The 23,869-nt window shown below is 58.2% G+C and carries 16 protein-coding genes, 1 tRNA gene and 2 pseudogenes; 10 read left to right on the top strand and 9 right to left on the bottom strand.

Features of this window, described 5'->3' with window-relative positions:
• Nucleotides 1-436 precede the first annotated feature (436 nt).
• Nucleotides 437-520, top strand: a pseudogene (locus EV660_RS19050) (cytochrome c biogenesis CcdA family protein); the annotation flags it as partial.
• Nucleotides 521-850: 330 nt separating this feature from the next.
• On the opposite strand, the gene EV660_RS09920 reads toward EV660_RS19050, so the two are convergent.
• The 6 genes and pseudogenes from EV660_RS09920 to EV660_RS09895 form a co-directional block, all read right to left on the bottom strand.
• The gene (locus EV660_RS09920; protein WP_071481875.1) at nt 851-1,876 is read right to left on the bottom strand and encodes an IS110 family RNA-guided transposase; all 1,026 of its coding nucleotides are present in this window, start codon (nt 1,874-1,876) and stop codon (nt 851-853) included.
• A 111-nt stretch (nt 1,877-1,987) separates the two neighbouring features.
• Nucleotides 1,988-2,770, bottom strand: a pseudogene (locus EV660_RS09915) (IS5 family transposase).
• A 45-nt stretch (nt 2,771-2,815) separates the two neighbouring features.
• Nucleotides 2,816-3,421: a hypothetical protein gene (locus tag EV660_RS09910; protein ID WP_071479667.1), complete on the bottom strand. Its 606-nt coding sequence runs from the start codon at nt 3,419-3,421 to the stop codon at nt 2,816-2,818.
• Between the two features lie 272 nt (nt 3,422-3,693).
• Entirely contained in the window at nt 3,694-5,544 is a 1,851-nt protein-coding gene (locus EV660_RS09905) for a TniQ family protein (RefSeq protein ID WP_157798896.1), read from the bottom strand.
• A 292-nt stretch (nt 5,545-5,836) separates the two neighbouring features.
• Nucleotides 5,837-9,484, bottom strand: coding sequence for a vitamin B12-dependent ribonucleotide reductase (locus tag EV660_RS09900; protein WP_071481876.1), 3,648 nt, complete (start codon nt 9,482-9,484; stop codon nt 5,837-5,839).
• 416 nt (nt 9,485-9,900) lie between these two features.
• A tRNA-Gly gene (locus tag EV660_RS09895) sits at nt 9,901-9,975 on the bottom strand.
• Nucleotides 9,976-10,135: 160 nt separating this feature from the next.
• On the opposite strand from EV660_RS09895, the gene EV660_RS09890 reads away from it, so the two are divergent.
• Nucleotides 10,136-10,348: a hypothetical protein gene (locus EV660_RS09890; RefSeq protein WP_071479670.1), complete on the top strand. Its 213-nt coding sequence runs from the start codon at nt 10,136-10,138 to the stop codon at nt 10,346-10,348.
• Here EV660_RS09890 and EV660_RS09885 read toward each other — a convergent pair.
• Nucleotides 10,320-10,955, bottom strand: coding sequence for a J domain-containing protein (locus tag EV660_RS09885; RefSeq protein WP_071479671.1), 636 nt, complete (start codon nt 10,953-10,955; stop codon nt 10,320-10,322). The genes EV660_RS09890 and EV660_RS09885 overlap by 29 nt on opposite strands.
• A gap of 122 nt (nt 10,956-11,077) precedes the next feature.
• Here EV660_RS09885 and EV660_RS09880 point away from each other — a divergent pair, with 122 nt between their 5' ends.
• Nucleotides 11,078-11,335, top strand: coding sequence for a BolA family protein (locus EV660_RS09880; protein ID WP_071479672.1), 258 nt, complete (start codon nt 11,078-11,080; stop codon nt 11,333-11,335).
• A gap of 19 nt (nt 11,336-11,354) precedes the next feature.
• Here EV660_RS09880 and EV660_RS09875 read toward each other — a convergent pair whose 3' ends face one another.
• Nucleotides 11,355-11,753, bottom strand: a complete 399-nt coding sequence (locus EV660_RS09875) for a DUF4177 domain-containing protein (RefSeq protein ID WP_134013985.1) — start codon at nt 11,751-11,753, stop codon at nt 11,355-11,357.
• 259 nt (nt 11,754-12,012) lie between these two features.
• On the opposite strand from EV660_RS09875, the gene EV660_RS09870 reads away from it, so the two are divergent.
• Nucleotides 12,013-12,486 carry a MarR family winged helix-turn-helix transcriptional regulator gene (locus EV660_RS09870; RefSeq protein ID WP_221232278.1) on the top strand — a complete coding sequence of 158 codons (474 nt, stop codon included), beginning with the start codon at nt 12,013-12,015 and terminating at the stop codon, nt 12,484-12,486.
• A gap of 75 nt (nt 12,487-12,561) precedes the next feature.
• On the opposite strand, the gene EV660_RS09865 is transcribed toward EV660_RS09870, so the two are convergent.
• Entirely contained in the window at nt 12,562-13,908 is a 1,347-nt protein-coding gene (locus EV660_RS09865; RefSeq protein ID WP_071479674.1) for an NAD(P)-binding domain-containing protein, read from the bottom strand.
• Nucleotides 13,909-14,076: 168 nt separating this feature from the next.
• Between EV660_RS09865 and EV660_RS09860 the strand changes: the two genes are divergently transcribed.
• The 6 genes from EV660_RS09860 to EV660_RS09835 all read left to right on the top strand — a co-directional run bounded on the left by EV660_RS09860 (nt 14,077) and on the right by EV660_RS09835 (nt 23,522).
• Nucleotides 14,077-15,384, top strand: coding sequence for an ABC transporter substrate-binding protein (locus EV660_RS09860; protein ID WP_071479675.1), 1,308 nt, complete (start codon nt 14,077-14,079; stop codon nt 15,382-15,384).
• Between the two features lie 482 nt (nt 15,385-15,866).
• Nucleotides 15,867-19,208, top strand: a complete 3,342-nt coding sequence (gene carB, locus EV660_RS09855; RefSeq protein WP_071481878.1) for a carbamoyl-phosphate synthase large subunit — start codon at nt 15,867-15,869, stop codon at nt 19,206-19,208.
• 185 nt (nt 19,209-19,393) lie between these two features.
• Nucleotides 19,394-20,401, top strand: a complete 1,008-nt coding sequence (locus EV660_RS09850; RefSeq protein ID WP_071479676.1) for a metal ABC transporter solute-binding protein, Zn/Mn family — start codon at nt 19,394-19,396, stop codon at nt 20,399-20,401.
• Between the two features lie 60 nt (nt 20,402-20,461).
• Nucleotides 20,462-21,241: a metal ABC transporter ATP-binding protein gene (locus tag EV660_RS09845; protein WP_071479677.1), complete on the top strand. Its 780-nt coding sequence runs from the start codon at nt 20,462-20,464 to the stop codon at nt 21,239-21,241.
• On the top strand, nt 21,238-22,392 hold the full coding sequence (locus EV660_RS09840) for a metal ABC transporter permease (RefSeq protein ID WP_071479678.1): 1,155 nt from the start codon (nt 21,238-21,240) through the stop codon (nt 22,390-22,392). The genes EV660_RS09845 and EV660_RS09840 overlap by 4 nt, the downstream gene beginning before the upstream one ends.
• Nucleotides 22,389-23,522 carry a metal ABC transporter permease gene (locus EV660_RS09835; RefSeq protein ID WP_071479679.1) on the top strand — a complete coding sequence of 378 codons (1,134 nt, stop codon included), beginning with the start codon at nt 22,389-22,391 and terminating at the stop codon, nt 23,520-23,522. Before EV660_RS09840 ends, EV660_RS09835 begins: the two co-directional genes overlap by 4 nt.
• Nucleotides 23,523-23,869 lie beyond the last annotated feature (347 nt).

The following is a 23,869-nucleotide window of genomic DNA, read 5'->3' as shown; positions in this document are numbered from 1 at the left end:
CTCGTGGGGAGCTCGCAATCCCCATGGTGGCAGTGTCTTAAATAGCCATCGCGATGTCAATCAGACATATCAGCGATACCTGCAACCGCGCCAAAATGTCTTGCGATCAGCAGTCGGCACATACATCCCCGCCTCTTGTGAGAGCGACCTCAGGATCGACGAGCCCGGCCCAATGCGGACGCCCGATTTACAAGGCATAGGTGCCAGTAGCGGACATCGTGGCATCGCGCAGCAGGGTAAAACTGAACGGTCATCCCTATCGAAAAAGCTGCCTTGATCGGGCTGCCCTACTGGCGGGGCCGGCCCGCTTCGCAGCGCAGCAATGCTGAATTCACCTTTCAATTTTAGCAGTAATGATCATTGCGTGTAACGATCACAACGCATGGAACGTAAAGAGGTCGAATATTGCACAGACGCTTGGCATCTTAAGGACAGCATGGACTATCTTTTCGGATATCTTGCAGGGCTCCTGACTCTGATCAACCCTTGCGTGCTACCCGTCTTGCCGATCGTGCTTGCATTAGGCTCCAGACTTCGGTAACGGGTCTGCCCGGGTCAAGCCATTTCGCACAAAAAGAGAGATCCCGCCGAAGCAGGAGAGTGGCATTTTTTTTCGGCAGTACCTGATCTTGCGCGCAGCCTTTTTTGTGAGGTCTTCCGGGCACATGCTTCGGTCCGTGGTCAGCGCACTGGCTGCCGACATGATGCTGGTTCGGTGCAATTCCAATGTGCCAATCTCATAAGCGTGCTTTACTGTTACCAGTCAGCGACGGTCTAGAGCACGACATCATCGGAACCACGTCCCTTCGGGACCTCTTTGCCTGCAATCAGGCAGTCAGCGAGCGGTCGATCAGGTCCTTGGTGCGGCCTCCATCTGGAATGTCGTTCCGTCGACCCACATTCGATGCAGGATAACTGAGATCCGGCGTGCCAACGCGACCATGGCCCTTTTCCGACCTCGGCGTTTTGCAACCTGAGCCCCCCGGGTTCGCAGCCATGTCGCGCGGCCCCGGCTCATCATGACGGTTGCAGCTTGGCACAAGGCACGCCTCAGATTCACGTCACCTGCCTTGGTTATGCCGCCAGAGACATCACGTTCGCCCGATTGATTGCGCGACGGGGTCAGGCCGACCCAAGGTCCAACATTCTTCGAAGAGGTAAAGCGCGTAGGGTCGTCGACGGCGGATCGATATGTCAGGGCGACAACAGCACCAACCCCCGGCATTGTCATCAGTCGCCCGCAGACCGGGTCGTCCTGTGCCATCTGCCGGACCAGTCTTTCGAGGCCTGCAAGTTCCCGGCGCAATGACGCCCTGGCACGCAACATGGGAGCTGTTGCTGTCTCCAGCATTGCATTACCCTCAGCAAGCTCTCGAATGCGGTGCTCGAACTTTCCACGAGAGATCGCACCGACCTTCAAACCAAAGTTCCGCAATAGCCCGCGAAGTGACATCTCCAGCGCGAGCATATTCTGCTGGATTGCCTTGCGGGCACTCAGAATGACACGAACCTCCTGCGCCGAGACCGACTTGCAGTGGACAGGGCGGAACCAACCAAGGTGGAGCAGCCGCGCTATCCCTTCAGCATCCCTGCGATCAGTCTTGATCGGCATGGCCTTCAAGGCACCCTTCACCTGCCGCGTTTCCATCAGAACAGTATCCAGCCCGGCATCCGCCAGTCCACGATGCAACCACTGCGACAGAGGGCCAGCCTCAAGGCCCAAGGCGGCTATATCGCCGTCCAACGTCTGCAGCCACTCAAGCAACGGCTCTGGTTCGCTGGTGACCTCAGCCTCCCGAACGATCTTTCCATGCTCGCTGACAACGCAGATCGCTGTCTTCGCCAATGACACATCCAATCCGATAAATAGTCTCATCCCTATGCCTCCAGTAAGGTTCGATGCGGGCATAGCGGCAGCGCGGCCATGATCTGGCAACCGGTGATCGTGATGCGCAACGCGAGACCCGTTACAGCATCTCATTGATTTTCAAAGCCAGAAGAGGACGGTTGCTGCGAGCGCGATGGCGGAGAAGAACACCTTCGGGCATCTGTCGTAACGTGTGGCGATCCTGCGCCAATCCTTCAGTCGCCCGAACATGATCTCGATCCGGTTGCGCCGCTTATAGCGTCGTTTGTCGTATTTCACGGTCGCCTTGCGCGCCTTGCGGCCGGGAATACAGGGCGTTATCCCCTTGTCTTTCAACGCATCTCTGATCCAATCGGCATCATAGCCGCGGTCAGCGATCAGCCAGTCGGCTGTTGGCAGATGCCTGAGAAGGGCAGCAGCGCCTGTGTAGTCGCTGTCCTGACCCGCCGACATGAAGAAGCTGACAGGGCGTCCGATCGCATCTGTGACAGCATGGAGCTTTGTGTTCATTCCGCCCTTGGTTCGTCCGATCAGGCGACCACGCCCCCCTTTTTTACCCGCAGGCTCGAAGCCGTGCGATGTGCCTTCAGATATGTCGCGTCGATCATGATCGTCTTGGTCTCGGTCCCCTCTGCCGCCAGACCCGCCATGATCCGGGCGAACACACCCATATCGCTCCACCGCTTCCAGCGGTTGTATAAAGTCTTGTGTGGGCCGTATTCCTTGGGCGCATCACACCACCGCAACCCGTTGCGATTAATGAAGATTATGCCGCTGAGAACGCGCCGGTCATCAACGCGAGGCTTGCCATGGCTCTTGGGAAAGAAGGGCTTCAGACGCTCCATCTGGTTCAGCGGGAAAACAGTCCCCCGGACTGTTTTCTGATCCGCTTCACTCAGTCAGCCAGAAAAGATTGCTAATTGATCAGGTCTCCTTGCGGAGCGTGAATCACGCCGCAAGGCTGAAATCAATGGGTCCTGAGCCTAGCAACCTCTGAAATTCTCGCAGCAGGAATTCCTGTTCTTGGTCGTCAACCCGTTTCTGATGGGAAAGGATATCGCATTGCGTTTGGAGCCACGTCCAAGACCAATGAAACAAACCGGCCTTCTTGAGGGTCGTCTTTGGAAGCGTCAGCGGTGAGACATCTGCCCGCGCTACAAATTGGTTCGAGATCGTGATTACAGCATCAATTTTGTTCGACTTTGCTGCTTCAATGTATCGCGTGACTTGATCGACGTCTAAATCTGCCTTGCCGATTTTCGCTTCAACTAATGCCGACCATGTCGATTTCCCGTTGCGCACGACAATGAGTCCATCCGGCCTGTTCTTGATCTCAGACGTATCGTTAAGCACTATTTCAGTGTAGGTTTCGATTTGAGTGCGTTTGCCGATGCGCAGCCCAACAGTTCCAAGGACCACTTCCGCCAGCGACGGGATCGTCGGCAATAAGGCGAGGAAAATCGATGCGATCCTGCCCTCACGACTTGTATCGGCCAATACGGGAAACAAGCGCGCCCGCTCTCCTTGCTTCAATATTTCTGGCAAATCGCTCATCGAAAACTCCTTACGAAATTGTTTTGCTCGAACAATAATGTATCGAGAATAATTTGCTACCCTGTTGTGGCTTCGTCACCCATCATCAAGCAGCGAAATGGGCTTCTTTCAATTTGGCTCGAACGACCGCAAAGTCCCGCAAAGCTGTCACACGCGCCCTGACTCTCCGGAAGAACATGACATACGGATCATCCCCGGGGCAACGACCATCCCGGGAACCAAGGGACAAGCCCGAGACATCGCATCTGGAGAAACATTTGAGCCCCCTTTACTCACCCCGGAGAGCGTACACGGTTCTCCAGCCCACGGTTCAGACCCGGGATCGGCAGGACCTCACCCACGTGGAATAGGAACTCTTTTCCGTCCGCAGACACCTCGATCGGAACCAGTCCCGCCTGTTCCACTCTTTTCTGAACCTCCCTGACCTGGATACGATTCATGTGTGACAGCCGCCGTCGGGATACAAATCTGGCCAAGAAGTCGTCTATCTGTCGGGTCCGGATGGTGGCCTTCGGGCGGTGAGTTCGTTTGTCCGGAACATCGAGAACTTCCAGATACCCCTTGGCGCTCAATTCACGGATGAACGCCGTCCCGAGGGCCAGTTGCTTTACACACGCATACATCGGCAAGAAGTCATCATGGCTGTCCGCGGTCATCAGGGCGGCCAGTTCCTGAGCGTCGATCACAATTTCAGAGAACAGAAGCGAATCGGACGCCCGAAACACCCCTTTCAGCGTCCCCTCGACGATCATCCGGTATATCTGGACAACGCTCTTTCCAGAACGGCGTGATGCTTCGGCGATGGTCAGGTATGATCGCGGTACACCTTGCAATCCGGCCGGCGGGAACGCGCGATTTCGGTCATTGAAGGTTGAAATGTCCTTCTGGGAAAATCTGGGGCGGGCGTCCTTACCCCCCAGACTGCATCGCAAAAACCCCGCTTTCAGCAGGGTTTCCAGCTGCGTCCGGGTCATTCCCAGTTGGGTCTCGGCGTGTCGGATGCTGAGCGAGCCTGATACGCTGTCAAGAATGTCATTCACTTCTTCGGCCGGATAGATCCTCTCGAACTCAGGCATGTCCAGCGCACCCTCGAGTTTCGCGTCGCGCAACATATTCGCCACGTGAGCGGGCCGCAGATCATACTCGGCGGATGCGGTCAGGATGGAATGAAACCGTCGTTCTGTGAGGGGATCGCCAAGAATATCGCGCCCGGGGCCAAAGGGCCAGGTGTCAAGGATATGTCGACGCAATAGCGCTCTTATCGGGTCAAACTCGGAAGCCGCTCCGGCGCTCCGTTTCAACCAGTCATATATGGGTCCGTACCGCCCCTGAGGGCGCTGCTGCGGTGGCCCCGGTCGGGTTCTCAGGTCGAGAAGCAGCGCTTCAACAGCTTCCGGGCCGTCCGAGAGGACCGCGAAACCTGCGTCGGCTGCGAGGGACAGGTCACTCGGGTCACAGTCTGAAGGACGCAGGCCGGGCCCGTAGAGCTTTGCGGTGCCGAGGAACTCGGACAACATCCCGAGCGCATCCGGCGGGAAACGCCCCGTCCAGCCCGGGATTTGCGCATTGGCTTCGAGGCGGCGGGAAACGAAGCTCTCAAATAACCCCATCCCCGCGACGGGTTGATCGAGCTCAGAATCGATGATCTCGGATAGCCAGGGTTCCCAGCTCTGATTGAATTCATGAGCAACGCCTGCTTCGGGCGGCGGGATCAAGGACATCCGGTGTTCGGGGCAAACCCGGACGGTCGCGAAGGACCAGGCCATCCGGGCATAGGCGTTCAAGGCCGCTCTCTCAGACAGATCCGGACCGATATCCGCGCGCAGGCAGGCCGGACAGACCCGATATTGCCCTCGGATGAGCCACCGCTCCCCGAGGCTCAACTCCATCAATTCAGACCTCTGGGCATCAACCCGTCGAAAGCTCCGGGCGAGCGCCGCCTCAGGATCAACGTTCAACACACCCGCAACCTTGGCGATCGGGGCCCGGTTGCCCTTGTGAAACCCTCCGATCGGAACCCCTACGTCACGGAGCAAGTCCGCGACACCGGCCAACCCCTGTGAGCGGGCAAAGCGGCTGACAAAGCTGATGAAAAGTTCATCCGGATGGAAATCAAGTTTCACGTGGGAAATGGTCGGTGCTGTTGGCGTTGAAGATGACCCTACAGCATCATCAGGGTGAGCCCAACCTTTCCGAGCAGCGCCGGGCCCCTTACACGTGAAAGCGGGCGGAGTTTCCTCCGCCCGCCCAAGGTCTTTCGTTGTGTGTCAGGCCCCTTGAGCGGCAGATATCAACTCAAGCTGTTGATATCATTTCATAAAACGGGATTTCGGCCCGGATTATTTTTCGCCGCAATTTCGAAATTTCGTACAAAATTTTGAAATCTGACACCAGGGACACTCTCATGGCGCGTCCTCAACTACACCCGCTCGTGCCGCCGCAAGTGTTGCATTTCATGCAGGTTCCATTGCGCACCAGCGTGTAGTTGCCGCATTCGCCGCAAGGGTCGCCTTCATAGCCCTGCATGCGGGCCTTGGCGCGGGGGTCCATTGTGGCGACGGTCAGGGTTTCGGACTGGCTGGTTTCCAGCGCCACTGCGGTCGCGCCGTCAGTTGCGTAAGCAGTTGTTGCCTGCCCGCCCTGAAGCACTGTCAGCTCATGCGGCAGCCGCTTGCGCAGATAGCCGGTCGAACTGATCTGACGCAGCACTTCCAGCGAGCGGGACGCGGCTGCATCAGATGGCTCTGATACATTGCTCAGCCCTTCACTTTCGCCTGCACCCAGGTCGTCAAAGGCCGTGCCAGACGGTTTGACATGTGCCAGATCGGTGCGGTCCAGATAGCTGACAGCCAGTTCGCGGAAGATATAGTCAAGAATCGACGTGGCGTTCTTGATGCTGTCATTACCCTGCACCATGCCTGCCGGTTCAAAGCGGGTGAAGGTGAAGGCATCCACGAATTCTTCCAGCGGCACGCCATATTGCAGGCCAACCGATACGGCGATGGCGAAGTTGTTCATCATCGCGCGGAAGCCGGCACCTTCCTTGTGCATGTCGATGAAAATCTCGCCCAGTTTGCCATCTTGGTATTCGCCCGTGCGCAGATAGACCTTGTGGCCGCCGACAATGGCTTTTTGTGTGTAGCCCTTGCGGCGCTCTGGCAGTTTTTCGCGGTGGCGGCGCACCACTTCCTTGACGATGATCTTCTCGACGATCTTTTCGGCCAGAACCTGCGCCTTTTCCTGCTGGCTGCCGGATTCGAGGATTTCTTCGGCCTCTTCGTCATCTTCGATCAGGGCCGCAGCCAGCGGCTGGCTGAGCTTGGAGCCGTCACGATAGAGCGCGTTGGCCTTGATCCCCAGCGACCATGACAACTCATAGGCTGCCAGCGTTTCCTCGATCGAGGCAGAGTTGGGCATATTGATCGTCTTGGAGATCGCGCCAGAGATGAAGCTTTGCGCCGCGGCCATCATGTAGATGTGGCTGTTGACCGAGAGATAGCGCGTGCCCTTCTTGCCGCAGGGATTGGCGCAATCGAACACGCTGTAATGCTCTGGCTTCAGATGCGGCGCACCTTCCAGCGTCATGGTTCCGCAGACATGGTCATTGGCCGCATCGATCTGTGCCTTGGTGAAGCCCAGATGGCGCAACAGGTCGAAACCGGGGTTGTTCAGCTCTGCCACCGGAATGCCCAGCGTTTCGCGGCAGAATGCCTCGCCCAATGTCCACTGGTTGAAGACAAAGCGGATGTCGAAGGCTGAAGGCAGCGCCGCTTCGATCTTCTGGATCTCGGCCTCGCCAAACCCGTGGCCCAGCAGGCTGGTATGGTTGATGCCGGGTGCCTGACCAAGGCTGCCATGACCAACCGCATAGGCAATGATCTCGCCAATCTCCGACTCGCGATAGCCCAGTTTGCGTAGGGCGGCCGGGACCGACTGGTTGATGATCTTGAAATACCCGCCACCGGCCAGTTTCTTGAACTTGACCAGCGCGAAATCAGGCTCGATCCCGGTTGTGTCGCAATCCATCACCAGGCCGATTGTGCCCGTTGGCGCGATCACGGTTGCCTGCGCGTTGCGGTAGCCATGCTGCTCGCCCAGGCTGAGGGCTTCGTCCCATGCTGCGCGGGCCATTTCGACCAGCCGCGCATCAGGGCAATTCTTACCATCCAGTGCAAGCGGCGCGATATTCACCCCCTCATAGCTGTCATCGGCATAGGCAGCGCGGCGGTGATTGCGGATCACGCGCAGCATATGGTCGGCGTTCTTCTTGTAGCCGGGGAAGGCGCCCAATTCGCTGGCCATTTCGGCCGAGGTTGCGTAGCTGACGCCTGTCATCAGCGCGGTCAGCGCACCACATAGCGCGCGCCCTTCCGCCGAGTCGTAGCCATAACCCATATTCATCAGCAGACCGCCGATATTGGCATAACCCAGCCCCAGCGTGCGGAATTCATAGGACCGCTGCGCGATTTCCTTGGACGGGAATTGTGCCATCATCACGCTGATTTCCAGCGTAATTGTCCATAGGCGGGTCGCGTGCATGTATCCTTCGGCGTTGAACGACTTGCTGTCATAGAATTTCAGCAGGTTCATGGACGCAAGGTTACAAGCCGTGTCATCCAGGAACATGTATTCGCTGCAGGGGTTCGACCCACGGATCGCCCCATCGGCAGGGCAGGTGTGCCATGCGTTGACTGTGTCGTGGAACTGGATGCCCGGATCGGCACAGGCCCATGCCGCATGGCCGACCTGATCCCACAAATCGCGGGCCTTGATGGTCTTGGCGGGCTTGCCATCTGTGCGGCGCAGCAATTCCCAATCGGCATCATCCTTGACGGCCTTCAGGAAGGCGTCGGTCACCCGCACCGAATTGTTCGAATTCTGGCCAGAGACAGTGATATACGCCTCGGAGTCCCAATCGGTGTCATAGGTCGGGAATTCGATGCTGTCATACCCCTGACGGGCATATTGCAGAACGCGCCCGACATAGGTTTCGGGAATCATGGATTTCTTGGCAGATTTGATGGCCGCCTTCAGCGCGGGGTTCTTTGTCGGGTCAACGGCATCCTCTGTGCTGCCGTCCCATGCACGAATTGCGCCGAAAATTTCATTCAGACGTGCTTCGTGCAATTTGGAACCGGCAACAAGAGAGGCGACCTTTTGTTCTTCGATCACCTTCCAGTTGATGAATTCCTCAATATCAGGATGGTCCATATCGCAGATAACCATCTTTGCCGCGCGGCGCGTGGTCCCGCCCGACTTGATCGCGCCAGCAGCGCGATCACCGATTTTAAGGAAACCCATCAACCCAGAGGATTTACCGCCGCCCGACAGTTTCTCGCCTTCCCCACGCAGCGAGCTGAAGTTGGTTCCGGTGCCGGAACCATATTTGAACAGGCGCGCCTCGCGCACCCAAAGATCCATGATACCGCCGTCATTAACCAAATCATCGCTGACAGACTGGATGAAACAGGCATGCGGCTGAGGGTGTTCATAGCTTGACTTCGATTTCACCAGCTTATGGGTGAAGGGGTCCACATAGAAATGGCCCTGGCTTGGCCCGTCAATGCCATAAGCCCAATGCAGACCGGTATTGAACCACTGCGGGCTGTTGGGGGCCGCCATTTGCGCGGCCAGCATGAAGCGCATTTCGTCGAAATAGGCTTGCGCATCTGCTTCTGTCGCAAAATAGCCGCCCTTCCAGCCCCAGTAGCACCATGCACCAGCAAGCCGGTCAAATACCTGCTTGGCCGATGATTCGCCGACATAGCGCTCTTCTTCCGGCAGCTTTTTCAACGCGGCCTCATCCGCGACCGAGCGCCACAGGAATTCCGGCACGCCCTCTTCCGCGACTCGCTTCAGGCGCGCAGGGACGCCCGCCTTGCGGAAATACTTCTGCGCGATGACATCTGACGCGACTTGCGACCAGCTTTGCGGCACTTCCACAGCATCATTGCGGAAAACAACCGTCCCGTCAGGGTTGCGGATTTCCGAAACCGTGGTGGTGAAGTCCAGCGACGCATATGCGTCTTGTCCGCTCTTGGTGAAATGCCGCTCGATAATCATCTGCCAGATGCCCCTTTTGTTCAGTTGGATATTCCGGGCAAGCCCGGACACAAGCGTTTCAAGACATGGACAGACATAGGGGGATAGCACAGATGCTTCCCTTACCAGTCAGACGACTGGCAACCCGTGTAGGTTTTCCCTAATTCCTGCCCCGATTCCCTCTGGTTTACCTGCAATTGCGCTAAGTTACTCGCTACCGCGTACCAGATTTAGTGGGTGCCCTGAGTACTGCCACAATCTGGCGTATTGAATGGGGGGTCGTCAACGCATTTTTGTGATCGGCGCGAGGAAAATTAGCTTGACGTTAAGCTGTGCCATGTAAGTGCGCAAAAAGACTCAAAAGTTAATTTTTCACCGCATCACAGAGAGCGTTAAAAGCAAAAAGACCGTTGCCGGAAGGCAACGGTCTTTTTGATTGGAGCGGGCGATGAGATTCGAACTCACGACCCTAACCTTGGCAAGGTTATGCTCTACCCCTGAGCTACGCCCGCATCCTTTGGGTGAGCGCGATGTACAAACTATCCCTTCGCGCCGCAAGAGGGAAAACTTCACATTTACAGATTTTTTCCATGCAGCACTTCAGAACGCTTGTGTCATACTGTTTTAACATAGGTGGGTAACACTGAGTCGACGTCATTGCAGGGGGTTGCCATGTCAGACACATCACCACATGCACACATCGCGCGTCCAAACGGCGTCGAGATCCGGCGCCTTGAAGATTTGCGCGTGCTGCGTGAACTCGAAGGCACAGTTGATGCGCAAGATAGCGGCAGCGCAAAGCCACTGCTTCATGACATGCCGCAACGTCTTGCCCAGTGTCTGGGCAAGCTGCGCCTTAATCGCGGAAGTTTCGGCTATCCTTGATCTGGTCCCAGGCCCAGACAACTTCCTGTAGCCGGTCTTCATCAGTGCGCGCGCCTGCGTTCCTGTCCGGGTGCAGGTCCTTGACCAGACTTTTGTACTGTTTGCGAATCTCTGTGCGCGACCAGCTGTCACGTGCATCGAGGATTTCCAGCGCCTTGCGTTCTGTCGCCGGCAATTTGCGCGTGCCCCCCATCCGCGATTCTCTGCCGGGGTTTTGCGTGGCCTTGTCGCCCAGCACCTGATGCGGGTCTTCAATACCCAGACGCTGCCATGCCAGACGTTCATCATCGCGCCCCAATGGCTTGGTGGACCGGCCCCAAACCCTGTCGCGCTCCATCTCGTCCATCATCTCGGCCTCGGTCTGCCCCTCGAAATAGTTCCACTTCAGGTTGTACTCGCGGGCATGATCCTTGCAGAACCAGATATATTCCGTCAGCAGATCAGGCGATTTCGGGCAGCGGTATTTGCCATCTTCCGTGCAGCCCGGATGTTCACATTGCCGCACAGACGTTTCCCATGCGCCAGACATGCCACGGCGCCCGCGCGAGCGTTTCTTCTTGTCGGTAGAGGCGCGGATGTCAAAATCGAAAAGTGGTTTGCGGTCCATGCGTTATCCTGTACGGCCAGTGAATTCGAGCGCCGGACGAAAACGGGCGCCTGCCCCTTTCCGATCCGGAGGCAGCAGTCTAGATATATTTGCCGGATGATTGAAGAGGGAAGACGACTGTGATGCGACTTTGTGAAGAAATCGAGGCGCGACTAAATGATGCATTTGCCCCTGAACACCTGAGTGTTGAGGATGACAGCGAAAGCCATCGCGGACATGGCGGCTGGCGCGAGGGGGGCGAAACGCATTTCAACGTCAAGATCCGCGCGCCACGCTTTGCAACCATGTCACGCCTGCAACGCCACCGCGCGGTTCACGCGGCACTTGGCGCTGATCTGGTGGGGCGCATCCATGCCCTGGCGCTGGATATTGACGCCTGACCCCGGCAAGGGCGCGGCGTCACTCTTCCCTTCGGGTTGAGGCGAACATCGGCTCTCTGCGGCTGTCATGGATGGGCCTGTCCGCGCTTGGGCTTTCTATAGCGGGCGGTTCGATCGCATCCTGGCGCGGCTCTGCCACAGTCCGGGATGTGTCAGCGCTCGTCACATGTTCTGCCAGTTGTTCAGGCTTGGGCCTGCGAAAGATCAGCAGGTGGTTTTGCACGACGGTCTTGCCGGTTAGCCCCTTGCGCTCTTCGCTTGGCAGGCACTCACTACGACAATATTCCCACCCCTCGGACGACAGGTCATTCAGAAGTGTCGTCAACTCATGCGCGTAACGTTCGGCCGGGGTTTTCAGCCCCTTGATCTTCTGACCCCGAAGCGGTGCGGGAAGGGCGAGATACTCATAAGAATGCATATGCGGTCCTGTCTTGGCAGCTTTTGGCAGCGCAGCTTGTACGACATTATTGCAGGACGCAACAATACACTTTGCTGCCATTGGGGATGCGGCGGCATTGACGCCATAACATTTTGCGCGTCAGCCGCTCAACAGGCAGGCTCAATCCACTACTTGAGCGGCCCGATTTTGTTGCAAATGCAATGATTCTGGATATGGTGGCCAAGTGAAATGCCAACGCGCGACGGGAATGGCATGTGACGCAGCAAGGGGCTTTGCCATGAAGGATATCGTGCAGTTAGACGGGTTTTTCCCCTATCGGCTGGCCATCGCCGCTGAGGCATTCTCTCGTTCCCTGATGAAAGTCTATGGCCGCCGATATGGCCTTAGCCGGGAAGAGTGGCGGTTGTTGTTTCTGCTGGCCGGGGTGGATGCGATGTCCTCGCTCGAATTGGGGCAACGCACCACGCTTGACAAGGTGCAGGTCAGCCGCGCGGCCCAAAGGCTGGAAGAGAAAGGGCTGATTTCGCGCGCAATCGCGGCGAGTGATCGCCGCCTGCGGTTATATAGCTGCACCGAACAGGGTAAGGCGCTGTTTGCAGAAATCTTGCCACAGGTCGAAACGCAGGCAAGCGGCATTCTGCAAGCCATGCCCGAAACAGACCGCGCCGCGTTAGAGCGCGGGTTGGCCGCGCTTTTGGTGGCGATTGACAGCGTGCACACCATAGCAGATGAAACGCAGCACTCCGCCTGAGAGGGCATGTCTTAGCCCAGCGACAAAGACGCTGACAGCGCCAAGATGCTTGGCTCGACGCTGCCGTTCTTTGCGTCAGTTCTGCAAATAGCTTTCCATACTGTCGTCAAGCGCGTCCTTCCATGGCGTGTGATGCACCGGCGCCATGCTGCCTGTGATCACCGAGCGATAGCAATTGTCCCGGAACGCCATGATGTCCTTGGCCTTGTGCTTCTTCCACTCAAAGAACGCTTCGGATGCGCCATCAATGTCGAACGATGGGTAATCGGTTTCCGCCACCAGTTCCTTGATGTAATCGCCCTGATAGGTGATCGCGTATTTTGTATCCGGGTCCGCTTCTTCGCGGGTTTCGCGTTCGCGCACATCTTCCAGCAGTGTTTCCTTATCTGCCGGAATTTCGATCTTGCCCATGATCGCGTCGCGCACCCACCAGGCTTGCGCGTCGAACATGTTGAAGGTGAACCACTGGTCCTGCATTCCCAGATAAAACAGCTTGGGGTTATGCACCCAGACAACCCCTTTATACAGGTCCGCCGTGGCCAGCCGATTAGCAGTTTTCAGGCGCAGATCGTCGGGCAGGAAGTTGAAGAAATGCTTGTAGCCCGTGCACAGAATAATCGCATCGACATGTTTCGAGGTCCCGTCGATGAAATAGGCGGTATTGCCTTCAACCCGTTCCAGCGCGGGCTTCTCTTCCCAATTGTCTGGCCAGTGGAACCCCATAGGCGCCGAACGGTAGCAAGATGTGATCGATTTCGCGCCATATTTCCAGCACTGTGACCCGATATCCTCTGCGGAATAGGATGAGCCCATGACCAGAATATCCTTGCCCGAGAATTCGCGCGCATCGCGGAAATCATGGGCATGCAGCAGCCGCCCGTTAAAGGATTCGAAGCCCGGATAATGCGGCACATTCGGCACCGAGAAATGGCCAGAAGCAACGATCACATGGTCAAAGGTTTCCGAATAGACATGATCCTTGGCATGGTCATGCACCGTAACGGTGAACAGTCCGCTGTCCTCGTCAAACTCGACCCAGCGCACAGCGGTGTTGAACCGCACCCAGTCGCGCACCCCGGCCTTTTTCACGCGCCCCTCGATGTAGTCGAACAGGACTGCGCGCGGCGGGTAAGAGGCAATCTGCTTGCCGAAATGTTCCTCAAAGGAATAATCCGCGAATTCCAACCCTTCTTTTGGGCCATTCGACCACAGGTAACGATACATCGAGCAATGGACCGGTTCACCATTCTCATCCAGTCCGGTGCGCCATGTGTAATTCCAAAGACCGCCCCAATTGTCCTGCTTCTCGAAGCAGACGATTTCGGGAATCTCTTCACCCTTCGCGGCAGCAGACTGAAAGGCGCGCAACTGCGCCAAACCTGACGGGCCTGCCCCGATGATCGCTATTCGTTTACCTGTCATGTTCAACTCCGTGCTGGAAGGCGGGGGACCAATTATACATTTTGGCTGTACCAAACCTGCGCCAGATAGAACCAATCTGTCAACTGGTTTTCACTATAGGAATATTAATTTCACACGCCACGCGCATTTCCTGCATAGCCTGTTCTAATTCCTGTGCTAAATCGGGGTATGATCGGTTCAAGTTTTGCACATCAGATCGCCATGCGCAGCCAGTTGCCGTCCTACCGGGTTGGCATGGCGCAGGAAATCAGGATCGGCATGTTGGTGCCTTTGTCAGGGCCAGCCATGTCCTGGGGGCAACCGGGCCTGAATGGCTGCCGATTGTGGGAAGACTGGCTGAATGCCGCAGGCGGGGCGCTTATTCAGGGCCGCCGTTATCCGGTGCGGATCATTGCCGAGGATTGCGGCTATGACGCCGAACAGGCGCTGGAGGGCGCGCGCAAACTGGTCTTGTCTGACAAGGTTTCCCTGCTGATGATGCTGGGGGGCGACAGCTTTACCCCGCTGCGCAGCTTTCTGAACAGCAACAAGGTGCTGACAGCCACCCTGCTGACAAGCGACCTGTCCCCCGACAGCCGCTATCTGATCGCCCCGTCAGAGGTGCATCCGGTCTATAATGTCACCGGCGTCTCATGGCTGGCCAAGACCCGCCCGGAGCTACGAAAGGTTGCGCTTTGCAGCCAGACCGACGCGCTTGGCCTGCCATCCCTTGCGACCTATCGCGCAGCCTTTGCCGCTGCTGGTATGCAGGTTTGCAAGGAAATCCAGTATACCCCCGACAGCACCGATATTGCCACGATCGTACAGCCGATGCTGGATGCTGGCGCGGATATTCTGTGCTGGTGCACCAGCTATACCCCGATGGTGCACGCCATGACCGAATATGCCTATGCTCAGGGCTTTAACGGTCAGATTCTATCTTGCACAATGGACCAGTATGACCGGCTTGTGGCGCGCACATCGCCCAGCTTCATGGAAGGCGCGGTTTTCCAGTTTCCCGATTTCGACGATCCGGCACTGGCAGAAAAGGCGTTCTTCTTTAACCAACCCAGCCTGTTTTTCCACGAATACACACGCCGCTTTCCCGACAGTTGGAGCGCGGTAAGCTGGGAATATGCTGCCATCCTCGACATCTGGCACGCCGCGGTTGAAAAGGTCGGCGCGCTTGGCACGCCATCGGTCATGGCCGCCATGAAACAGATGGGCCGGGTCAGCCATGCGTTCGGCCCGGCGCAATGGTGGGGAGAAAGCCTGTTCGGGATCGACAATGCGCTGGTCGGGGACTGGCCCGTTGTGACCATTCAAAAGGGCAAAGCACGCATTGTCAGCTTCGAATCGATTCCCCAATGGCTTTCTGCGCATGAGAACCTGCTGTATAAAGAAATGGAGGCACTTGGTCAGCTTTGGTCCCAGCGCTTTGCCCGCAAGACGGCGACCTTGCCACTTGCCACACGCAGCATCGACAGCCGGGGCTAGTCGCTTCGCGCCTGACACAAGGTGCAACCATAAGAGGCAAAAGTCTGTGCTACGGGACTATTCTACCGTTCAAACACTTTCTGCGCGGAATCAAGGGCATCAGCCCGCCGCGCATCGCCGGGCCGCCCCCACGGCACGGCGATTTGGCTGTCCCAAGCGCTCAGATCAGATCTTGCAAGGGTTTGGCCAGCATAAAGCGCTTCAGATTCAAGGAAGGCTCGCCGCACCGCGGCCCGACGCTGCGCGGCTTACCAAAACCATCCACCGCCAGCACAGCCCTTAAAACCGCCACTACATCTCTAGTGTAAGGCGCTGAACACTGTTTCCCCAACCCTCGTTGCGGCAGTCGCTGCGATATCTGTGCAAAACTTCCTGCATCAACCCTTGCGCCGGGACAGCCCTTGATTATAACGCGCACAATTTGCGCCCCGGCCCTTGCGGCAGTGGGGCGGTCGCGCGCGCAGGTCAGTCAGGGGTCCGTCATGCCAAAAAGAACCGACATCCAATCCATCATGATCATTGGCGCAGGGCCGATTGTGATCGGGCAAGCCTGCGAATTCGACTATTCGGGGGCGCAGGCGTGTAAAGCGCTGCGCGAAGAAGGGTATCGGGTGATTCTCGTCAATTCAAACCCGGCCACGATCATGACGGACCCCGGCCTTGCCGATGCAACCTATATCGAGCCGATCACACCAGAGATTGTTGCCAAGATCATCGAAAAGGAACGCCCCGACGCGCTGCTGCCGACAATGGGCGGGCAAACCGGCCTGAACACATCGCTGGCCCTGGCCGATATGGGCGTGCTGGATAAATTCGGGGTCGAGTTGATCGGCGCAAACCGTCAGGCCATCGAAATGGCCGAGGACCGCAAACTGTTCCGCGAAGCGATGGACCGGATCGGGCTGGAAAACCCCAAGGCCACGATCATCGCAGCGCCCAAACTGGACAGCGGCAAGTATGACATCAATGCGGGTGTTGCCGCCGCGATGGAGGCCATCGAATATGTCGGCCTGCCCGCGATCATCCGCCCCGCCTTTACCCTTGGCGGTACAGGCGGTGGCGTGGCCTATAACCGCGACGATTATGAACGCATTTGCCGCTCTGGCCTCGACGCATCGCCGGTTGCGCAGATTTTGATAGATGAATCGCTTCTGGGCTGGAAAGAATTCGAGATGGAGGTCGTGCGCGACCGCGCCGATAATGCGATTATCGTCTGCGCCATCGAGAATGTGGACCCGATGGGCGTGCATACGGGCGATTCCATCACTGTGGCCCCTGCCCTGACCCTGACGGACAAGGAATATCAGATCATGCGCAACGGCTCTATCGCCGTGCTGCGCGAGATTGGTGTGGAAACCGGCGGATCGAATGTGCAATGGGCGATCAACCCGGCAGACGGGCGCATGGTGGTGATTGAGATGAACCCCCGCGTATCGCGTTCATCCGCGCTGGCATCCAAGGCGACAGGTTTTCCGATTGCAAAAATCGCGGCTAAGCTGGCCATCGGCTACACACTGGACGAATTGGACAATGACATTACCAAGGTAACACCCGCCTCGTTCGAGCCGACGATTGATTATGTCGTCACAAAAATCCCGCGTTTCGCATTCGAAAAATTCCCCGGATCGAAAGCAGAACTGACAACCGCCATGAAGTCTGTCGGCGAAGCTATGGCGATTGGCCGGACTTTCCACGAATCGATGCAAAAGGCGCTGGCCAGCATGGAAACTGGCCTTTCGGGTTTTGACGAGATTGCAATTCCCGGTGCACCCGACCGCGCCGCGATCATCAAGGCCATTTCCGCACAGACCCCCGACCGCTTGCGCCTGATCGCGCAGGCCATGCGCGAGGGGTTGTCCAATGACGAGATTCAGGCCGCCACGGCGTTTGACCCTTGGTTTCTGGACCGTATCCGCGAAATCATGGATGCCGAGGCAGAGATCAAACGCGACGGGCTGCCCGTCACAAGCGATGGAATTCGCACACTCAAGATGCTGGGCTTCACCGATGCACGGCTTGCGGCATTGACCGGGCGCGACGAAGGTCAGGTCCGCCGCGCACGCCGCAATCTGGGCGTGAATGCTGTGTTCAAGCGGATCGACACTTGTGCCGCCGAATTCGAAGCGCAGACCCCATATATGTATTCAACCTACGAATCGCCCGTCATGGGCGAGGTCGAATGCGAAGCGCGCCCGTCTGAGCGCAAGAAAGTCGTTATTCTGGGCGGTGGCCCGAACCGGATCGGGCAAGGAATCGAATTTGACTATTGCTGCTGCCATGCCTGTTTCGCACTGACCGATGTCGGCTACGAGACGATCATGATCAACTGCAACCCCGAGACGGTTTCGACCGATTATGACACATCTGACCGCTTGTATTTTGAGCCGCTGACGCTGGAACATGTGCTGGAGATTCTGCGCGTCGAACAAGAGAACGGCACGCTTCACGGTGTGATCGTGCAATTTGGTGGGCAGACGCCGCTGAAGCTGGCCAATGCCTTGCAGGACGAAGGCATCCCGATCCTTGGCACCAGCCCGGATGCGATTGATCTGGCAGAGGACCGCGAACGCTTTCAGGCGCTGCTGAATGATCTGGGGCTGCGCCAGCCGATCAACGGAATTGCCTCTTCGCGCGACCAGGCGTTCGAGATTGCAGCAAAAGTCGGCTATCCGCTGGTGATCCGTCCGTCCTATGTGCTGGGCGGGCGCGCGATGGAAATCGTGCGCGATGATGCGCATCTGGAACGCTATATCCGCGAAGCGGTGGTGGTTTCTGGCAAGAATCCGGTGCTTCTGGACAGCTACCTTATCGGCGCGGTCGAGGTGGACGTGGATGCGCTGTGTGATGGCGAAAATGTCCATGTCGCGGGCATCATGCAGCATATCGAGGAAGCGGGCGTTCATTCGGGTGACAGTGCCTGTTCGCTGCCGCCCTATTCGCTTAGCCCCGAGATTATTGCCGAATTGCGCGTGCAGACCGAAGCCATGGCGCGCGGGCTGAATGTGGTTGGGCTGATGAATGTGCAATTCGCCATCAAGGACGGCGAAATCTATGTGCTGGAAGTGAACCCGCGCGCGTCGCGCACAGTGCCGTTTGTCGCCAAGGCGACAGATAGCGCCATTGCCTCCATCGCGGCGCGGCTGATGGCCGGTGAGAAACTGTCGAACTTCCCGCTGCGCGCGCCGATCACCGCCAATGTCGCGCCCTCTGAGCCGATGCCGATGGGCGACCCGATGACACTGGCCGATCCGCAGACGCCGTGGTTCTCGGTCAAGGAAGCGGTGCTGCCATTTGCAAGGTTCCCCGGTGTTGATACGCTTCTGGGCCCGGAAATGCGCTCGACCGGCGAGGTGATGGGCTGGGCGCGCAACTTCTCGCGCGCGTTCTACAAGGCGCAGCTTGGCGCGGGGGTCACCCTGCCAGAAGGCGGCCGGGTGTTCCTGTCGATCAAGGATTATGACAAGGGCGCGCTGATGCTGGAAGCCGCGCAGACGCTGACCGCTCTTGGGTTCGAGATTGTTGCCACAAACGGCACAGCCGAATGGCTGCGCGCGCAAGATGTCACCTGCGAGGTGGTCAACAAGGTCTATGAGGGCCGGCCCAACATTGTTGATCTGCTGAAAAGCGGAGAGATCGTGATGGTTCTGAACACCACCGAAGGCGCGCAAGCCATCGAAGACAGTCGTGAAATTCGCGCGGTCGCGCTCTATGACAAGATCCCCTATTACACGACAGCAGCAGGCAGCCATGCCGCTGTCATGGCGATCAAGGCACGGGAAGAGGGTGAAATCGGCGTACGCGCACTTCAGCACGCGGCAGAATAAGCCAGCGCACCTCGTCAACAGAATTTCCATTGCGAACCCAGCCGCGCGTCTTGCCAGATGCGCGGCTGTTTACTGTCTGGGATTGCGGACGCACCAACGCTGGACTTGATACCTTATAACAAATATCTGGCATTTCGGAATTCCTTGTTGCAAACGATTTTCATTAGCATATAACTAGGTAAAGAATGTACACCCATTTACTGGAGGAAGTTGTGCCACCGCTTCACACCAAGGCCGCCCTAATCGCGACCCTTTCCGCGATCGCTTTGCCCGCGCAGGCTCAGGACACGCCACTGAATGTTCTGGCAACGGTCGGAATGGTGGGCGATGTCGTGCAGAATGTTGCAGGCACCTGCGCCGAGGTGACGACCCTGATCGGCCCCGGCACCGACCCGCATTATTTTTCGGCAACACCGCGTGATGTGGATGCACTGGCGCAGGCAGACTTGATTTTTTATGTCGATCGCAGCCTTGAAGAACGCCTTGCCGATATTCTGGATAACTTCCGCAACCGCACGCCCACTCTTGGGCTGGCCGGGGCCACATTCGGCCCGGAAAACCTGCTTGAAGACCCGGATGCGCCGGGCACGATGGACCCCCATCTGTGGATGGATGTCAGCCGCTGGGCGCGCATCGCGCCCGTCATTGCCGATGAAATCGCAGCACTTCGCCCAGATTGCGCAGATGATATGGCCGCCAATGTCACGCGCTATACAACCCAACTCGACGCGCTTCACGACTGGGTTGGCGCGGCCATCGCCTCTATCCCCGAAGGCCAGCGCCTGCTGGTCACCGCCCATGACGCATTCTACTATTTTGCCGACGCCTATGGGATCGAAGCCTCTGAGGCGATTGAAGGGATTTCCACAGCGTCCGAGGCCAGCATAGGCGATATCCGCGATGTTGCGGCCTTTGTCATAGAGCGCGCGGTTCCTGCCGTATTTGTCGAAACCACAATCAACCCGCGCACCATCGAAGCCCTTGTAGCCGAGGTGCAGGCGCAGGGGCATGATGTGGAAATCGGCGGCGAGTTGTTCTCGGATGCTCTGGGCGACGATGGCACGGCAGCGGGCACATATATCGGCATGATCCGCGCCAATACCGTAACCGTGACCCATGCCCTTGGTGGCACTGTGCCCGACTGGCCAGAGGCGTTGCAGGACTGGGCGCAGGAATGGGACATTGCAGACTGAATGCTGTAAAGACAGGCTCATTCGCCATCGGGACGCCTTGCGCGTGCCGCAGCCAAGGGCATGACAATGCATGACACCACCCTGCACGAACCGGATCAGGCGCTGCATATAGAGGATATCACCGTCAGCTATGGCGCGACACCCGCGCTATGGGACATTGACCTGAATATCCCGCCCGGGGTGATGTGCGCCATTGTCGGCCCAAATGGCGCGGGCAAATCCACCTTGATAAAGACCGCATTAGGGTTGGTGCGACCTGTGGCCGGGCATGTGCGCTTTCTGGGCCGCCCCGTGGCACAGATGCGCGGCAAGATCGGCTATGTCCCGCAACGCCACAGCGTCGATTGGGATTTCCCGACAACGGTGCGCGATGTGGTCGAAATGGGGCTGTACCATCAGCTTGGATGGATGCGCCGGCCCGGCGCGCATGCACGCAAAAAGGCATTGGCCGCTTTGGCCGAACTTGGCATGCAGGATTACGCGGACCGCCAGATCAGCCAGCTTTCCGGCGGCCAGCAACAGCGCGTCTTTATTGCGCGCGCCCTTGTGCAGGATGCCCCGATCCTGATTCTGGACGAACCAATGGCAGGTGTGGATGCCGCGACAGAGGCCGTGATCATCGCGCTTTTACAACGTCTGCGCGACGAAGGGCGCACGATCATCGTCGTGCATCATGACCTGACAACCGTGCAAAGCTATTTTGACTGGCTGGTCATGATGAATGTGCGCATCATCGCCCAAGGGCCGATGTCTGAAGTCTACACACCCGAAAATCTGCGCGCCGCCTATGGCCGCCAGCTTGCCATGATCGCCACACCTGCCGAAGGGCGCAACATGTGAGCGCGCTGGCTGACCTTCTCTCCAGCGGGATTGTCCGCACGGTGCTGATGGGCGCGGCGATACTGGGGGCCATCAGCGGGATGCTGGGCGCATTCGCCGTGTTACGCCGCCAAAGCCTGCTGGGCGATGCGTTGTCACATGCAGCACTGCCCGGTATCTGCCTTGGCTTCATCATTGCAGGCACACGCGATCTGGGCAGTATCCTGATGGGGGCCTTTGTGACAGGTGCATTGGCCGCCTTGGTGATGATGCTGATCGTCCGGCGCACAACACTGAAAACCGATGCCGCGCTGGGGATCGTATTAAGCGTATTCTTTGCGGTAGGTGTTGTGCTGCTTAGCTGGGTGCAGGGTCAGGGGGGCGCTGCAAGCGCGGGGCTTGCCAGCTTCCTGTTCGGTCAGGCAGCGGCGATCCTGCGCAGCGATCTTTGGATCATGGGCGGGATCGGGCTGACTGCACTGGCACTGGTGCTGGCATTGTGGAAAGAATTCAAGCTTGTCAGCTTCGATGCCGATTTCGCCCGCGCACAAGGGTTTCCGGTGACAGGACTGGAAGCCGTGCTGACAGTGATGGTCGCGCTGGCCATTGTGGTCGGGCTGCAATTGGTGGGCGTGGTGCTGATGGTCGCATTGCTGATCGCGCCAGCGGCGGCCGCGCGGCAGTGGACACGGACATTGGGGCCAATGGTGGTGCTGTCGGCAGTAATCGGCGCGGCCTCTGGCGCGGCAGGCGCGCTGATCAGCGCCGCCTCGCGCGGTCTTGCGACAGGGCCGGTGGTGGTGCTGATCGCAACCGGCATCGTGATCGTCTCACTTCTTTTCGCACCGCAGCGCGGGTTGATCTGGCAGGCGCTGGCGAAACGGCGCGCCCGCGCGCGCATCAGCGATGGTCGTGTCCTGACCACATTGCAAGGTCTTGCCGCTGCGCATAGTGACGCAAACTACCCGGCCGAACAGGGAATGCTGGAAGCGGCCCTTGGCACACGCGCGCCCTCTGCCACGATTGCGGCGCTGGAACAGCGCGGGCTGATCCAGCCTGTCACCCATCCACCGGAAACCACACCGCATTGGGAACTAACCGCCGCAGGCCATATCGAGGCCGCCGCCCTGTCTGGCAAACACAGTCCGAAGTCTGACGAGGGCACGCAATGATCGCCTCTTTCTTCGGCTCCATTCCTGCCATGATCGTGTTGACAGGTATTCTTGTCGGCCTGTCTGGCGCTTTGCTTGGGTCATTTCTGGTGCTGCGCGGCAATGCAATGCTGACCGATGCCATCAGCCACTCTATCGTGTTCGGTATTATCGTGGTCTGGTTGATGACCGGGCATATGTCTGGGCCGGTTCAGGTGTTGGGCGCAGCACTGACCGGGGTGCTGACCGTCGTGCTGTCAGAACTTCTGGCGCGGTCGCGGCTGGTCAAGATGGATGCTGCCATCGGCCTGGTTTTCCCGGCGCTGTTTGCCGCAGGTGTGCTGCTGATCTCGATCCATGCACGCGATGTGCATATAGATGTGCAAACCGTCCTTCTGGGCGAGATCGGTTTTGTCTGGCTGAATACCCTTGTGATCGGGGGCGTGAATGTGCCTGTCGCCGTCGTCACACTGGGCGCGGTGCTGGTGGTCAATCTGGCCTTTGTGCTTGTGTTCTGGAAGGAACTGAAACTGACCACGTTCGATCCGGGACTTGCCGCAGCGCTCGGGTTTCTTCCGGGGGTGCTGCATTACGCGGTGCTGACCCTGACCAGCGTGACCGCAGTGGCCGCATTCGATGCGGTGGGCGCGATCCTGTTTATCGCCTTTGTCATCGTTCCGCCTGCGACGGCCTATCTGCTGACCCGGCGATTATGGCTGATGGTGGTGCTTGCTGTGGGGGTGTCTGTGGCGGCCTGCGTGGCTGGCTATCTGCTGGCCATCTGGTGGAACGTGTCCATTGCGGGCATGATGGCCAGCATGACCGGCGTCTGGTTTGCCCTGGCGTTGCTGTTCGCCCCCGAGCGCGGCCTGATCGCACAGGCATTCAGTTGGCGCAGCAAACGGCTGGATCATGATTGCCGCGCGCTTGTGGCGCATCTGTTCACGCATCAGGACACCCCGCAAATGGCCGAAGAGAACACCCAGCGTGCCCTGGTCGAGCATTTGCGATGGCCCGCGCCGCGCGCACGCGCTGCCATCCTGCGCGCGCATGATCGCGACCTGATAGAGCGGCGCGCGGGTCTGCTGACCCTGCGCCCCAAAGGCACAGCCGAAGCCGAGGCAATTTTCGGCAAGTCCGACTGGCGGTAAAACCTGCGTGAAACCGCATATTTCGTGACCATGTTTCGCAGCTTGGGTCGCCCCGCTCTTCCCAGAACTACCGGAATGTGCACCTAGTTGTTCAGCACCTGACAAAAGATACCTTGTGACGGGTTTAAGGGGCGCTGCAGTCTTAGACCGGCGCGGAATCAAGGCCGAAGGCCGCCGCGCATCGCCGGGCCGCCCCCCCGGCACGGCGATTGGGCTGCCACCAGCGCAATGATCTGATCTTGCACGAATTTGGCCAGCATAAAGTGCCACATATTCAACCGCGGATCGCCGCACCGCGGCCCGACGCTACGCGGCTTTGCACCCGGCCTCGCTATGTCTTAAAACTC

It is taken from the genome of Roseinatronobacter bogoriensis DSM 18756 (assembly GCF_004366635.1).
GTDB lineage: Bacteria > Pseudomonadota > Alphaproteobacteria > Rhodobacterales > Rhodobacteraceae > Roseinatronobacter > Roseinatronobacter bogoriensis.
This window is presented reverse-complemented; position numbering and strand designations above follow the sequence as displayed.